Source organism: Streptacidiphilus sp. MAP12-33 (assembly GCF_041261265.1).
Lineage (GTDB): Bacteria > Actinomycetota > Actinomycetes > Streptomycetales > Streptomycetaceae > Streptacidiphilus.
In genome coordinates this window covers 46,501-60,457 of sequence record NZ_JBGCCA010000004.1, presented here as the reverse complement: position 1 = coordinate 60,457, position 13,957 = coordinate 46,501, and the positions used below count along the sequence as shown (strand labels likewise).

Below are 13,957 nucleotides of genomic sequence, written 5' to 3'. Positions count from 1 at the left end.
GTTGTCAGTAGCAAGCAACGTTCCTATGGTTGCTTGGAACAACTTTCTGCGTCGGGGAAGGGCCTCACCATGAGTCATCGCGAGATCATGCGGGCGCTGTCCGGACTGCTGCTCGGGCTCTTCGTGGCGATGCTCTCGTCCACGATCGTCACCAACGCCCTGCCGAAGATCCTGGCGGACCTGCACGGCGGCGAGTCCGCCTACACCTGGATCGTGGCCTCGACACTGCTCGCGGTCACCGCGAGCACGCCGCTGTGGGGCAAGCTGGCGGACCTGTTCAGCAAGAAGCTGCTGGTCCAGATATCCCTGATCTCCTACGTCGCCGGCTCGATGCTGGCGGGCCTGGCCCAGAACCCCGCCCAGCTCATCGCCTGCCGCGTGATCCAGGGCCTCGCCGTCGGCGGGATCTCCGCCCTCGCCCAGGTCTGCATGGCGGCGATGATCTCGCCGCGCGAACGCGGCCGCTACAGCGGGTACTTCGGCATGGCCTTCGCCCTCGCCACGGTCGGCGGACCGCTGATCGGCGGCGTCATCGTGGACACCTCCTGGCTCGGCTGGCGCTGGTGCTTCTACGTCTGCGTGCCGCTGGCCGTCGTCGCGGTGGTCATCCTCCAGCGCACCCTGCACCTGCCGACCGAGCGCCGCGAGGGCGTCCGCATCGACTACCTCGGCGCGACCCTGATCGCCGCGAGCGTGACGCTGCTGCTGGTCTGGGTCACTCTGGCCGGCACCTCCTACGGCTGGCTCTCCTGGCAGACGGTCGCGATGGTCGGCGGCGCGCTGGTGCTGGGCGTGCTCGCGGTCCGTACGGAGCAGCGGGCGGCGGAGCCGATCGTCCCGCTGCGGATGTTCCGGCACCGTACGGTGGTGCTGGCGACGATCGCGTCGGTCATGGTCGGCGTCGGGATGTACGGCGCGACGATGTTCCTCAGCCAGTACTTCCAGCTCGCGCGCGGCAAGTCGCCGATCGCGTCCGGCTTCGCGACGACCCCGCTGGTGCTGGGCCTCGCCGTCGCCTCCTACGCCAGCGGCAAGCTGATCACGCGGACGGGCCGCTGGAAGGCCGTCCTGATGGCCGGCGCGGCGTCCCTGACGGCGGGCTTCGCCCTGCTGGGCGTGCTGCGGGCGGACACCTCGTACTGGATCGCGGCGGTCGCCATGGCCGTGGCGGGCGTCGGCGTCGGCACGGTCATGCAGAACCTCGTCCTGGCGGTGCAGAACACGGTTCCGGCGGGGGAGTTGGGTATCGCCAGCTCCATGGCCACGTTCTTCCGCACGATGGGCGGGGCGATCGGCGTCTCCGCGCTGGGCGCGGTGCTGGCCGCGCGCGTCTCGCACGATCTGGGCGGCGCGGCGGGAACGGGCGGCGCGATCCCGGACCTCTCCACGCTGCCGGCGGCGATCCGCCCCGTGGTGGAGGCGGCCTTCGGCCGGGGGATCGGCGAGGTCTTCCTGTGGTGCGTGCCGTTCGCACTGGCGGCGCTGATCAGCATCTGGCTGATCCGCGAGGTCCCGCTCAAGACCGAGTCCGGCCTCGAGCGGATGGCCGCCGCCCCGCGCGTCACCGCCGAGGACGTCGCCTCCTGAGGCCGAGGCGCGCGGCTCCTCGCACGTCGTGCTTCAGGTGGCGGACTCGGGAACGGTCTCGGGAACGGCCTTCGGGAGGGGGTCTCCCGGGCGGTGGATCGCCGGGAGCGCCAGCGCCTGTGCCTGGCGGTCCGTCAGCTGTGCGATGAGGCGGATGTAGACCACGGCCCGCAGCAGGATCACGGCGCAGAGCCCGAGGAGCGCCCAGTGCGCGTGCCGCAGGTAGGCGCCGCCGACGAGGTCGACGACGAGGCCCACGAGCCCGGTGGCCCACCACAGGTTGACGACGCCCGGCTGCGGGAGGCCACTCGCACGCCGGAGGTCGAGCAGGACACGGCGCGGCCACCAGAGGTTGACCAGGGGGACGAACCAGAGGCCGACCGCCCGGGTGCGTCCGTCGCGCAGGGTGCCGGGGGCGAGCAGCTCGGCGTTGGTCCAGCAGTGGCGGATCCAGATGCTGCGCCAGACCAGGAGGGCCACGAAGAAGCCGAAGGCGCAGAGGATGATCAGGCCCAGCAGTTCCGGCGTGGGGGAGTAGAGGAAGGCGGTGTCGGCCAGCATGCCCGCGACGGCGGTCAGGCCGACGAGCATCTTCAGGTTCGCGGCCGCCTTGCGCGGGTCTGCCGGCGGGACGGACTGAACGGGTTCCACGGACATGCTGCTCCCTGAGCGACGAAGGTCGTCGGGAGAGTAGAAGCTGCCGAGCCCGGCTGTCGAGTGACTTCCCTGGGGGCGGGGGTCCCCCGCGCCCCCAGGGTGTGCCGCCTACTTGTGGGCGATGAGGTAGAAGCCGTAGCCCACGGCGCTCGCGCAGAGCGCGAAGCTGACGTAAGCCGCGGCGGAGAGGGAGGCGACAGCCGCGCCGCCCGTGGTGCGGGTGCGGCGCGAGAGCGCCGTCATGCCGAGGCAGAACGCGCCGACCACCGCGACGGTGATGAGCAGGCTCATCCCGAACGTGCTGCCCAGGGCAGACCAGTTGATCTTCATTTCGGTTCTCCTTTGGCCTCAGGCCGCGACGGGCGCGTTCGGCGTGACCACGGTGGGCGCGGACTCGGCGATGCTCGGGGTCGCGTCCACGACGTTCGTCGCGTCGACCTTCTGGCGACGGGAGAGGACGTAGATCCACGCCGCCCCGCCGATGCCGATCGCACCCAGTGCGATCTCGCCCCACACGCCCTGGTCGGCCAGCAGCACGCCCAGGCCGCCCACCAGGCCCGCGGCCGGCAGCGTCAGCAGCCAGGCGTAACCCAGCCGGCGCGCGGTGGACCAGTGCACGACACCGTCGGCGCGGCCCTTGCCGGCGCCCAGGATGCCGCCGGTGCAGACGTGCGTGGTGGAGAGACCGAAGCCCATGTGCGAGGAGGTCAGGATGACCGTCGCCGCCGCGCTCTGCGCGGTGAAGCCCTGGGCCGGCTCGATGTCGGAGATGCCCTTGCCCATGGTGCGGATGATCCGCCAGCCGCCGATGTAGGTGCCGAGCGCCATGGTGACGCCCGCGGCCAGGATGACCCAGAGCGGCGGGTTGGAGCCCGGGGCCAGGGTGCCGGCGGTGATCAGGGTCAGCGTGATGACGCCCATGGTCTTCTGGCCGTCGCTGGTGCCGTGCGCGACGGAGACCAGCATCGACGAGGCGACCTGGCCGTACTTGAAGCCGCGGCGGTTGACCTGCTCGTCGCCGTTCCGGGTCATCCGGTAGGCGAGCTTGGTCGCGGCCCAGGCGGCGAGGCCGGCGACGACCGGGGAGGCGACGGCCGGGATGATGATCTTCGTCATCACCACGTCGAAGTGGACGCCGTGGCTGCCGACCGCGAAGAGGGTGGCGCCGATCAGGCCGCCGTACAGGGCGTGCGAGGAGCTGGACGGGATGCCGCGCAGCCAGGTGACGAGGTTCCAGAGGATGGCGCCGATCAGGGCCGCGAAGACGATCTGCGGCTTGAGTCCGGCCTTCTCGTCGAGGATGCCGCCGGAGATGGTCTTGGCGACGGCGACCGAGATGAAAGCGCCTGCGAGGTTCAGCACCGCGGAGATGGCGACGGCGACCTTGGGCCGCAGCGCTCCGGTGGCGATCGAGGTGGCCATCGAGTTGGCCGTGTCGTGGAAGCCGTTGGTGAAGTCGAAGGCGAGTGCCGTGATCACTACGGCGGTCACCAGGAACGATACGTGTTCCATGCCCAAACAATCGTCTCAGCGGAGGCGTGCACGGCGGTCGCCGCGAGCGTGACCGTAGGCATGTTGAGTGAACGGAAGGTTAACTAGGCACCCCGTTGCGGTTGATGGCGTAGCTGAAGCATGACAAAACGGTCGCAGACGGCACAGTCCTCCCTCGGGCCGCCCTTGCGGCGGTTGGGCTCCGTCGTTCAGGTCGCGTTCGTCCGGCGCTCCGGTGAGGGGTGTGTCACATTCACGCCCGGATGTTCGGCTGAGCCTGGGTCCGGCCCTTGGTGTGAGTGCGCTCAGAATCCCGCTGATTCGGCGGCGCGCTCTGCCGCCTGCGCAAGCGGCGTGGGAGGATCACGGTGCACGAACAAGGGACGTGTTCGGGGTGGGCCGTCGGGAGCGGCGGAGGACGAAGGGGCTGGGGCGAGTGCTGGGCATCGGGGGCATGGAACGGCGTCCGTGGCTGCGCGGGGTACTCCGCTGCGGGCTGCTGCTCGCGGCGGCGTCGCTGGCGGTCCTTCCGGCCGCCGGGCAGGCGAGCGCGGCCCCCGTCGGCGGCCCGGGCGGTGGCACCGGCACGGGTTCCGTCACCGGACAGGCCGGACTGACCAACCTCACCGCGGCCGAGAAGGCGCTGCTGCCGATCCTGACCCGGCTGCACTCGCTCTACCAGCAGATGGAAGCCGCGACCCAGCAGTACGACTCGCTCACCGAGCAGCTGAACCAGGCGCAGACCGACGTCATGGAGCTCGACGTCTCCACGGCCGACGCGCAGGCCCAGGTCGACGCCGGCAAGCAGCTCGCCGGTGAGTTCGCCGCGCAGCAGTACCGCAGCGGCTCGCTCTCCCAGCTCGCCCAGGTGATCTTCGCCAACGACCCCGAGGCGGCGATCCACGGCAAGGAACTGCTGGACGCGGCCGCGCACTCCGAGGCCGACCTGCTGAACACCCTCGCCCAGGACCAGGCCTCGCTCGCCACCGCGCAGACCGCGGCGCATGCCGCGCAGGCGCGGGCGGCACAGCTGGTGGCCGCCCAGGCCAAGCAGAAGGACGCCGTCAACAAGGAGCTGACCGGCGTCGAGCAGTTGGTCAGCGGCCTGACCGGCGCCCAGCGGGACGTGCTGCAGCAGCTGGAGCAGCAGCAGGCGAACGCGGCGCAGTTGGCGCTGCTGGCCTCCGGCGTCCTCGGCAAGGACGGGGCCAAGCCGTCCGCCGAGGGGGCGGCGGCGGTCGCCTACGCCTTCGAGCAGCTCGGCAAGCCGTACGTCTGGGGCGCCCAGGGGCCGATGTCGTTCGACTGCTCCGGCCTCACCTCGCAGGCGTGGCTGCACGCCGGGATGCCGATACCGCGCACCAGCCAGGAGCAGTGGGCCCAGCTGCCCCAGGTCTCGCTGGACGCGCTGCGCCCCGGCGATCTGATCCTCTACTTCGAGGGCGCCACGCACGTCGCGATCTACATCGGCGGCGGCCTGGTGATCCAGGCGCCGCACCCCGGCGCGTTCGTCGACATCGCGCCGATCGCGCAGAACCCGATCCTCGGCGCGGTGCGGCCGGACCCGCAGGACCCGTCGCTCGGCAGCTACACGCCGCCGACGATCCCCTCCGGCTCCCAGAACCCGCAGCCGGTCGGCCCGACGCTCCCGCCGGCGCCCCCGTCGCCGAAGCCGACTCCGTCGCCGACGACCACCCCGTCCCCGCGGCCGACGCACTCGCCGTCCCCGAAGCCGTCGCCCTCCGGCTCCCCCTCGGGCAGCCCGTCCCCGACCCCGAGCCCCTCGCTGAGCCCTTCGGCGTCGGTGTCGCCGTCGTCGATGCTCTCCCCGACGGCCTCGGTCACGGTTACTCCGAAGAGTTAGCTGAACTATCAGGGGCACGGGGTACTGCGCGAGCAACCACCCTGTGCGGATGGCCCTGTTACTGGGGGCCCATCTGCTCGTCGGTGGCTTTCGCGCAGTTTCCCGCGCCCCTGATAGTTCAGCGGGCGCCTCTGCCTAGAGCTTCTCGATCCGGATGACCACCGACTTCGACGTCGGGGTGTTGCTGGTCTCCGCCGTGCTGTCCAGCGGGACCAGGACGTTGGTCTCCGGGTAGTACGCCGCCGCGCAGCCGCGCGTCGTGGGGTAGAGGACGACCCGGAACCGCGGCGCCCGCCGCTCCACGCCGTCCTGCCACTCGCTGACCAGGTCGACGAACTCGCCCTCGGCAACGCCGAACTCCGCCGCGTCCTCGGCGTTCAGCAGGACCACCCGGCGACCGCCGGTGATGCCGCGGTAGCGGTCGTCGAGGCCGTAGATGGTGGTGTTGTACTGGTCGTGCGAGCGCAGCGTCTGCAGCAGCAGGCGGCCGGCCGGCACCTCGGGGGCCGTCATCGTGTTGACGGTGAAGTTCGCCTTGCCCGTCGTGGTCGGGAACGACCGCGTGTCGCGCGGCGCGTGGGGCAGAGCGAAGCCACCGGGCGTGCGGATCTTGGTGTTGTAGTTCTCGAAGCCCGGGATGACGCGGGCGATCCGGTCGCGGATGTTGCTGTAGGAGGCGTTGAAGTCCTCCCACGGCACGGTGTTCTTCGGGCCGAGCGTGCGCCGCGCGAGCTTGCAGACGATGGCGACCTCGGAGAGCAGGTCCGCGGCCGGCGGCTTCAGCGCGCCGCGCGAGGCGTGGACCATGCCCATCGAGTCCTCGACGGTGACCTCCTGCGGGCCGGAGGCCTGCCGGTCCTGGTCGGTGCGACCGAGCGTCGGCAGGATCAGCGCGCGGGCGCCGGTCACCACGTGCGAGCGGTTGAGCTTGGTGGAGACATGGACGGTCAGGCGGCAGTTGCGCATGGCCGCCTCCGTCACCTCGGTGTCGGGGGAGGCGGCGACGAAGTTGCCGCCCATGGCGAAGAAGACCCGGACCTTGCCGTCGCGCATGCCGCGGATCGAGTCGACCACGTCCATGCCGTGCTCGCGCGGTGGCGCGAAGTGGAACTCCTTGCCGAGCGCGTCGAGGAACGGCGCGGCCGGTCGCTCGAAGATGCCCATCGTCCGGTCGCCCTGGACGTTGCTGTGCCCGCGCACCGGGCAGACGCCCGCGCCCTGCCTGCCCACGTTGCCGCGCAGCAGCAGGAAGTTGACCACCTCGCGGATGGTCGGCACGGAGTGCCGGTGCTGGGTGAGGCCCATCGCCCAGCAGACGATGATCTTCTCGGACTTCAGTACCAGCTCCGACAGCTCCAGGATCTGGCTGTCCGGGAGGCCCGTCGCGGCGTGGACCTCAGCCCACTCGGTCTTCTTGGCCTCGGCGGCGAACTCCTCGAAGCCGGCGCAGTGCTTCTCTATGAAGGCTCGGTCCAGCACGGTGCCGGGTGCCTTCTCCTCGGCCTCCAGCAGCAGCAGGTTGAGCGCGCGGAACAGCGCGAGGTCGCCGCCGAGGCGGATCTGCAGGAACAGGTCGGTCAGCTTGGTGCCGCCGCCGACCAGCCCGCGTGCGTTCTGCGGGTTCTTGAACCGCTCCAGCCCGGCCTCGGGCAGGGGGTTCACGCTGACGATCGTCGCGCCGGCCCGCTTGGCGCGCTCCAGCGCGGAGAGCATGCGCGGGTGGTTGGTGCCGGGGTTCTGCCCGGCGACGATGATCAGATCGGCCTGGTAGAGGTCCTTGAGGCTGACGCTGCCCTTGCCGATGCCGAGGGTCTCCACCAGCGCCGAGCCGGAGGACTCGTGGCACATGTTCGAGCAGTCCGGCAGGTTGTTGGTGCCGAGCTGCCGGGCGAAGAGCTGGTAGGCGAAGGCGGCCTCGTTGGAGGTGCGGCCCGAGGTGTAGAAGACGGCCTCGTCGGGGTTCGCGCAGGCGCCCAGCTCGTCGGCGACGAGTTGGAGCGCGTCGTCCCAGGAGAGCGGGGTGTAGTGGGTGGCGCCCTCGTCCAGCAGCATGGGGGTGGTCAGCCGGCCCTGCTGGCCGAGCCAGTAGCCGCTGCGCTCGGCGAGCTCGGCGACGGAGTGCCCGGCGAAGAACTCCGGCCCGACCCGGCGCAGCGTCGCCTCCTCGGCGACGGCCTTGGCGCCGTTCTCGCAGAACTCCGCGGTGTGGGTGTGGTCCGGCTCGGGCCAGGCGCAGCCCGGACAGTCGAAGCCGTCGGGCTGGTTCAGCTTCATCAGCGTCTTGACGGCGCGCGGCAGGCCCATCTGTGCCGCGGCGATCTGCGTCGTGTGCTTCAGCGCGGGCAGGCCCGCGGCCGCGTGCTGCGGTTCGCCGGTCGTGGGCGCGTCCTGCACCGGGTCCGTGACGGGAGCCTTGCGGGCCATGCGCCTCACCTTTCACTGCCTCTTGATGACGCCCTCATCTTTACACCTCGGGCCGGGAGCGGTGAATAGCCTCATTCAGACTTCCTGCCGATGTTCTTGTTACCGGTCCGTATGGCGGGCTGCCCATGGCCCGTCATGGCCTTGACCTGCTAGAAACGGATCTCCTTCTCTCCAGAGCGACGGTGGGCGACCGGACCGTCCCGATCGCAAGGTGGGTGACTGCAGGTGCGATTCCTGCGCATAGGACCGGCGGGCGCCGAGCGACCCGCGCTGCTGCATGCCGTGGACACGGACGTGGCGTACGACCTGTCGGCGGTGACGCCCGACATCGACGGCGCGTTCCTGGCCGGGCTCACGCCTGCCCGGCGTGCGGACCTCTCCGCGCGCGCGGAGGCCGGCGAGTTCCCGCGTCTGCCTCTCGCCGACGCGCGCGTCGGCGCGCCCGTGGCGCGCCCCGGCAAGGTGGTGTGCATCGGCCTCAACTACAGCGACCACGCCGCCGAGACCGGCCAGGCGATCCCGGCGGAGCCGGTCGTCTTCATGAAGGCGAGCGACACCGTCGTCGGCCCCTACGACGAGGTGCTGATCCCGCGCGGCAGCGCGAAGACGGACTGGGAGGTCGAACTCGCGATCGTCATCGGCGCGCGGACGCGTTACCTCGCCTCGGTGGAGGACGCGGACGCGGTGATCGCGGGCTACTCCATCACCAACGACGTCTCCGAGCGCGAGTGGCAGCTGGAGCGCGGCGGCACCTGGGACAAGGGCAAGTCCTGCGAGACCTTCAACCCGATGGGCCCCTGGCTGGTCACCTCGGACGAGGTCCCGGACCCGCAGTCCCTGGGTCTGCGCCTGCGCGTCAACGGCGAGACGCGGCAGGACGGCACGACGGCGAACATGATCTTCGACGTGCGGTACGTGGTCTGGTACCTGAGCCAGTTCATGGTTCTCGAGCCGGGCGACGTGGTGAACACGGGCACCCCGGCGGGCGTCGCCATGGGCACCCCGGGCCAGCCGTGGCTCCAGCCGGGCGACGTCATGGACGTCGAGATCGACGGCCTCGGCGCCCAGCGCCTCCCGGTCGGCAAGGCGTAAGGCTCTGCGCTCCCGCAGGTAGTTGCACTACCCGGGGGCGCGGGGCTCTGCCGACAAGGGGCTCCTCCCCCAGCCTTCGGCCGGGAGGTGCCCCCGAGGCGTCCCCTGGGTGGGCGCGACAATCCCCCAGCCTTCGGCCGGGAGGCGCCCCTCCGACGAGCGGATGGTCCGGCTGCGAGCAGGGCCATCCGCACGCCGGTGGTTGCTCGCGCCCGCAGTTGATCAAGCAGATCCCCGCGCCCCTTCAGGTCCTGCCTGGCTACGCCAGCAGGCCGCCGAGGCCCTCGATGAGCTTGGCGCCCGGGCCCGCGCCGTCGTAGTGCGCGAGCAACCGCTTCAGTACGTCCGCGCTCTGCGCGTCGTGCAGGGCCGTGACGGCGAACATCGCCACGAACTCGTCCACCAGCCAGTCCCGCAGGACCTCCGGCTCGCCGATGTCCCCCTCGTCCAGCGCCGTCAGCGCCGTCGCCTCCACCACCGCGATCCAGCTGCGGATCAGCAGACCGAGGCGCGGGCCCGCGGCGGTGACCTCCAGGTGCTGGACGATGCTGCGGAAAGCAGCCCTGCGGACCTCGTCCACCATCGCCGTGGTGCGCTGGGTCTCCACCGCCGAGCCGCCGCGCAGCAGCGCGCCGTATCCGGCGCCGTGCTCGTGGACGAAGGAGAGGTAACGGTCGAGCGCGTGCGCGAGCCGCTCCGTGGGGGTGCCCTCCGCGGGCTCGACGAAGCGGGTGATCAGCTCGCTCGCCGCGCTCTTCAGCGCGGCCTCGTACAACTGCTGCTTGCCGCCGGGGAAGTAGCGGTACACCAGCGGTCGCGAGGCCTCCGCTGCCGCGGCCACGTCGTCGAGCGAGACCTCCTCCGGCGCGTGGCGGCTGAACAGCTCCAGCGCCACCGCGATCAGCTGCTCGCGCCGCTGCTCGACCGGCAGCCGCCGGTACGGTCCGCGCTTCGCCCGGGGCGCGGGCGCCGTGCTCGCAGCCGTGCTGGCGGGACTCTCGTCGACGGTCGGTCGGGTCACCCCCTCACCTTAGAGGGTCCGGCAGGAGGGGGCGGGCGTCGCGACGCCCGGACTCGGCCCGGACGTCGCTCCTTCATCCAGCCCCTTCCTGCCGGACCTTCTTAGAGCAGCCCGGACCTCCGCCACTGGGCCAGGACCGTGCGGCCGCGCAGTACGCCGATCTCGTCGAGGAAGGACGTCAGCCGTTCCGCGGACCAGCGCAGCGTCTCGCGGCGGTGCTCGCTCGCGCGGGCCTGGCGCTGGGCCTCATCGGGGTCGAGGCCGACGGAGGCGTAGACGCGGGGGTGAACCAGGGTTCGGGAGACGACCAGTGCGGATTCGCCGGAGCTGAGCCTGGCGTACGCGCGTTCCCACGCGGGGGCGGTGGTCATCTGCCGGCGCAGCTCCTCGCGCGCGTAGCGGACGTGCCGCGCCTCCTCGACCACGTGGATCCTGGTGACCCCGCGGACCAGCGGCTGCACGGTCTCGTCCGCCATCGTGGCGCGCTGGTTGCGGTCCAGGATCTCCTCGGCCAGGAGCGTCCCCAGGAAGGCCGCGGGGGTGGGCGCGGTCGCGGCCATCAGCGCGCCGAGGCGGCGCGTGGTGCGGCCGGGCCCGTACCAGGGCGTGCCGAGGGTGGTGATCAGCCGGGCGAACATCATCGAGTGCCGGCACTCGTCGGCGACCTCGGTGAAGGCGTAGCGGACGTGGCCGGTGCGCGGGTCCTGGCCGCGGATGTGGCGGGCCAGGAGCTGCATCAGGATGATCTCGAACCAGATCCCGGCCGCGGCGACACTCGCCGTCTCGTGGCGGGAGAGCTCGATCCGCTGCTCCTCGGTCATCCGCCGCCACAGCGGGGTGTCGTAGAGCGAGACGAGGTGGGCCGGCATGAACCAGAGTCCGGGGACCAACGGGGCGTCCCAGTCCAGTTCGGTGTCGGGGTCGAACGAGTGCCGGGCGGAGGCCGCGAGGAGTCGCTCGGCGACCTCCTCCCGCTCGCGTTGCTCAGTCGTCGCCATAGGCTTATAAGACTGCCCGTCAGTAGCACTGTCAATGCCCGGACGAGTGATCGTTCCCCGGAGGCGGGACGAAGCGGGCAGACTGTGACCATGAAGCGCGTCGCGGGGGTCGTCCGCCGGGTCTGGGCCTACGTCTGCGCCGCGCCCGGCACCTACGTCTGGCTCTTCGTCCTGGGCCTCAACACCCTCGCCCTGACGCGGATGTCGCCGCGCTACAAGCACTGGTGGCTGGAGACGCACAGCACCAACCTGGTCGAGCTCAGCCACCATCCCGTCAAGGTCCTGATCAGCAGTGCGTTCTGGACGCAGACGCCGAGCTTCTTCTTCTGGTTCGTGGTGTTCAACATCTTCCTCGTGCCGGTCGAGCGGCGGATCGGCACCGGTCGCTGGCTGGCCGTCGTCGCCCTCGCCCACGTCGGCGCGACGCTGATCAGCGAGGGGACCGTGCGGCTGCTCATCGACGCCGGACTCGACTCGCGCAGCGAGGCGTTCACGCTCGACATCGGCGTCAGCTACGGCGTCTCCGGCGGGGTGGGCGTGCTGGTCTGGCTGATCGCCCGCCCCTGGCGCTGGTGGTACCTCGGTGTCGCGACGGTCTTCTACCTCCTGCTGCTCGCCGCCGGTACCGACTACACGAACCTCGGGCACCTGTGCGCGTTCCTGATCGGCGTCGCCTGCCGGCCGCTGGCGCGTGCCCGGGTGCGTGGCGGACTCGATCCGGGGAAGGTCTGGAACGACGTCAGGCAACGGGTCGGGAAAACGCAGGGTTAGCACCCCTGCGCGTGGTGCAGGATGACTCGCATGGCAGACTCCCTCACCCCGCGCGGCATCGCCGACGCCTACGTCGACGCGATGGCCCGCCAGAATCCTGTCGTGGCGGCCACCCTCGGCCTGTATCCGGACGACCGGCGCCAGCCCGACCTCACCCCGGCCGGTTTCGAGGCCGACGCGGAGCAGGCCCGCGTCGCGCTCGCCGCACTCGACGCCCTTCCGGCCGACGCCTGCGCCGACCCCGCGGAGGCGGCCTGCGCCCGCCTGTTGCGCGAACGTCTCACCGCGGAGCTCGCCGTCCACGACGCGGGCGACCACTTCCGCTCGCTCAACAACATCGCCTCGCCGATCCACATGGTCCGTGCGATCTTCTCGATGACGCCGAGTGACACCGAGGAGGACTGGCGGCGCCACGTCGACCGCATGGCCAACACCGCCGCCTCCGTGCGCGGTTACCAGGAGACGCTGGCCGAGGGCCTGGGCCGCGACCTGGTCAGCGGCCCGCGCCAGGTGGCCACCGTGATCGAGCAGCTCGGCGCGTGGTTCGAGGACGAGGGCAACTGGTACCGCGGCTTCGCCGCCGACTGCCCCGAGGCGTTGCGCCCCGCGCTCGACGCCGCCGCCGAGCCGGCCACCGCCGCCATCGCCGAGTTCCGCACCTTCCTGCGCGAGGTCTACACCCCCGTCGCGGCCGACCGTCCCGACACCGCGGGCCGCGAGCTCTACCAGCGCTCGGTCCGTTTCCACACCGGCGCCGACCTGGACCTCGACGAGGCCTACACCTGGGCCTGGACCGAGTTCCACCGTCTGGAGGGCGAGATCCGCGCCGAGGCGGACAAGGTCAAGCCGGGCGCGACGCCGGCCGAGGCCATCGAGTACCTGGACGCCGAGGGCCACACCGTCGAGGGCGTGGAGGAGATCCGCCTCTGGCTCCAGAACATCATGGACGAGGCCATCGAGGCCCTGGACGGCACCCACTTCGACATCAGCGGCCGGATCCGCAAGGTCGAGTCCCGCATCGCCCCCGCGGGCAGCGCGGCCGCGCCGTACTACACCGAGCCGAGCCTGGACTTCTCCCGTCCCGGCCGCACCTGGCTGCCGACGATGGGCCGCGAGTCCTTCCCCACCTGGCAGCTCGTCAGCACCTGGTACCACGAGGGTGTTCCCGGCCACCACCTGCAGTTGGCCTCCTGGGTCGACGCGGCGGACCGGCTGTCGACGTACCAGGTCACCCTCGGCGGCGTCAGCGCCAACCTGGAGGGCTGGGCGCTGTACGCGGAGCGCCTGATGGACGAGCTGGGCTACTTCAAGGACCCGGGCCGCCGTCTGGGCTTCCTCGACGAGCAGATGCTGCGCACCATCCGCGTCATCATCGACATCGGCATGCACCTCGGTCTCGCCATCCCCGCGGACTCCCCGTTCCGTCCGGGCGAGACGTGGACGCCGGAGCTGGCCAACGAGTTCTTCGCGGAGTTCAACGGCTGTCCCAAGGAGATGCGCGAGAGCGAGATCATCCGCTACCTCGGCTGGCCGGGCCAGGCCATCGGCTACAAGCTCGGCGAGCGCGCCTGGCGCGCCGGCCGCGAGGCGGCGCAGCGCGCCGCGGAGGCGCGGGGCGAGGAGTTCGACCTGAAGTCCTGGCACATGCGCGCTCTCGCGCAGGGCTCCTTCGGCTTGGACGACCTGGTCGCGGAGCTGGCCGCGCTGTAAGCGCCGAAGGCGCTGAAGGGGCGCAGGGCTCTGCTGATGTGCGGCCGCCGCGTGGGCGCGAGCAACCACCGGCGTGCGGATGGCCCTGCGCGCCCCGGACCATCCGTACGCCGGAGGGGCACCTCCCGGCCGAAGGCCGGTGGCTTGTCGGACCCACACAGGGGGGCACCTCCGGGGCACCTCCCGGCCGAAGGCCGGTGGCTTGCCGCGCCCACGCGGGGGGGCACCTCCGGGCCGAAGGCTGGGGGCTTGCCGCGCCCACGCAGGGGCCCCTCCCGGCCGAAGGCCGGGGGAGGAGCCGCATATCGGCAGAGCTCCGCGCCCCTGGGTGGTGCATGGCTG

Annotated in this window: 11 protein-coding genes; 5 read left to right on the top strand and 6 right to left on the bottom strand. The window is 71.4% G+C overall.

What is annotated here, in order from left to right; all coding sequences use genetic code 11:
- The first annotated feature begins 69 nt into the window (after window positions 1–69).
- Window positions 70–1,587: an MFS transporter gene (locus ABH931_RS06210; protein WP_370110677.1), complete on the top strand. Its 1,518-nt coding sequence runs from the start codon at window positions 70–72 to the stop codon at window positions 1,585–1,587.
- Between the two features lie 33 nt (window positions 1,588–1,620).
- Here the strand turns inward: ABH931_RS06210 and ABH931_RS06205 are convergent, their stop codons facing one another.
- From ABH931_RS06205 to ABH931_RS06195, 3 genes are all read right to left on the bottom strand, one after another.
- Window positions 1,621–2,244, bottom strand: coding sequence for a DUF4328 domain-containing protein (locus ABH931_RS06205; protein WP_370110675.1), 624 nt, complete (start codon window positions 2,242–2,244; stop codon window positions 1,621–1,623).
- A 108-nt stretch (window positions 2,245–2,352) separates the two neighbouring features.
- Window positions 2,353–2,574, bottom strand: a complete 222-nt coding sequence (locus ABH931_RS06200) for a hypothetical protein (protein ID WP_370110672.1) — start codon at window positions 2,572–2,574, stop codon at window positions 2,353–2,355.
- An 18-nt stretch (window positions 2,575–2,592) separates the two neighbouring features.
- The gene (locus tag ABH931_RS06195) at window positions 2,593–3,756 is read right to left on the bottom strand and encodes an anion permease (protein WP_370110671.1); all 1,164 of its coding nucleotides are present in this window, start codon (window positions 3,754–3,756) and stop codon (window positions 2,593–2,595) included.
- Between the two features lie 433 nt (window positions 3,757–4,189).
- Here ABH931_RS06195 and ABH931_RS06190 point away from each other — a divergent pair, with 433 nt between their 5' ends.
- Window positions 4,190–5,599 carry an NlpC/P60 family protein gene (locus ABH931_RS06190; RefSeq protein ID WP_370110669.1) on the top strand — a complete coding sequence of 470 codons (1,410 nt, stop codon included), beginning with the start codon at window positions 4,190–4,192 and terminating at the stop codon, window positions 5,597–5,599.
- Between the two features lie 135 nt (window positions 5,600–5,734).
- Here ABH931_RS06190 and ABH931_RS06185 read toward each other — a convergent pair whose 3' ends face one another.
- A complete protein-coding gene (locus ABH931_RS06185; RefSeq protein ID WP_370110667.1) occupies window positions 5,735–8,023 on the bottom strand; it encodes an FdhF/YdeP family oxidoreductase in 2,289 nt (762 codons plus the stop codon).
- A 225-nt stretch (window positions 8,024–8,248) separates the two neighbouring features.
- On the opposite strand from ABH931_RS06185, the gene ABH931_RS06180 reads away from it, so the two are divergent.
- On the top strand, window positions 8,249–9,115 hold the full coding sequence (locus ABH931_RS06180) for a fumarylacetoacetate hydrolase family protein (protein ID WP_370110665.1): 867 nt from the start codon (window positions 8,249–8,251) through the stop codon (window positions 9,113–9,115).
- Window positions 9,116–9,374: 259 nt separating this feature from the next.
- Here ABH931_RS06180 and ABH931_RS06175 read toward each other — a convergent pair whose 3' ends face one another.
- Both ABH931_RS06175 and ABH931_RS06170 read right to left on the bottom strand, forming a co-directional pair.
- Window positions 9,375–10,136 (bottom strand): TetR/AcrR family transcriptional regulator, encoded by a 762-nt coding sequence (locus ABH931_RS06175; protein WP_370110664.1) that lies wholly within the window; start codon window positions 10,134–10,136, stop codon window positions 9,375–9,377.
- A gap of 101 nt (window positions 10,137–10,237) precedes the next feature.
- Entirely contained in the window at window positions 10,238–11,134 is an 897-nt protein-coding gene (locus ABH931_RS06170; protein ID WP_370110662.1) for a diiron oxygenase, read from the bottom strand.
- Between the two features lie 90 nt (window positions 11,135–11,224).
- Between ABH931_RS06170 and ABH931_RS06165 the strand changes: the two genes are divergently transcribed.
- Complete coding sequence (locus ABH931_RS06165; RefSeq protein ID WP_370110661.1) at window positions 11,225–11,905, top strand: rhomboid-like protein; 681 nt, start codon at window positions 11,225–11,227, stop codon at window positions 11,903–11,905.
- Between the two features lie 21 nt (window positions 11,906–11,926).
- Window positions 11,927–13,615 carry a DUF885 domain-containing protein gene (locus tag ABH931_RS06160; protein WP_370110660.1) on the top strand — a complete coding sequence of 563 codons (1,689 nt, stop codon included), beginning with the start codon at window positions 11,927–11,929 and terminating at the stop codon, window positions 13,613–13,615.
- Window positions 13,616–13,957: the final 342 nt, after the last annotated feature.

Bases quoted from the DNA above. Each gene is read 5' to 3' on its own strand.
- ABH931_RS06165 (WP_370110661.1), top strand. From the start codon at position 11,225: ATGAAGCGCGTCGCGGGGGTCGTCCGCCGGGTCTGGGCCTACGTCTGC.
- ABH931_RS06160 (WP_370110660.1), top strand. From the start codon at position 11,927: ATGACTCGCATGGCAGACTCCCTCACCCCGCGCGGCATCGCCGACGCC.
- ABH931_RS06200 (WP_370110672.1), bottom strand. From the start codon at position 2,574: ATGAAGATCAACTGGTCTGCCCTGGGCAGCACGTTCGGGATGAGCCTG.
- ABH931_RS06205 (WP_370110675.1), bottom strand. From the start codon at position 2,244: ATGTCCGTGGAACCCGTTCAGTCCGTCCCGCCGGCAGACCCGCGCAAG.
- ABH931_RS06190 (WP_370110669.1), top strand. From the start codon at position 4,190: ATGGAACGGCGTCCGTGGCTGCGCGGGGTACTCCGCTGCGGGCTGCTG.
- ABH931_RS06170 (WP_370110662.1), bottom strand. From the start codon at position 11,134: ATGGCGACGACTGAGCAACGCGAGCGGGAGGAGGTCGCCGAGCGACTC.
- ABH931_RS06195 (WP_370110671.1), bottom strand. From the start codon at position 3,756: ATGGAACACGTATCGTTCCTGGTGACCGCCGTAGTGATCACGGCACTC.
- ABH931_RS06185 (WP_370110667.1), bottom strand. From the start codon at position 8,023: ATGGCCCGCAAGGCTCCCGTCACGGACCCGGTGCAGGACGCGCCCACG.
- ABH931_RS06210 (WP_370110677.1), top strand. From the start codon at position 70: ATGAGTCATCGCGAGATCATGCGGGCGCTGTCCGGACTGCTGCTCGGG.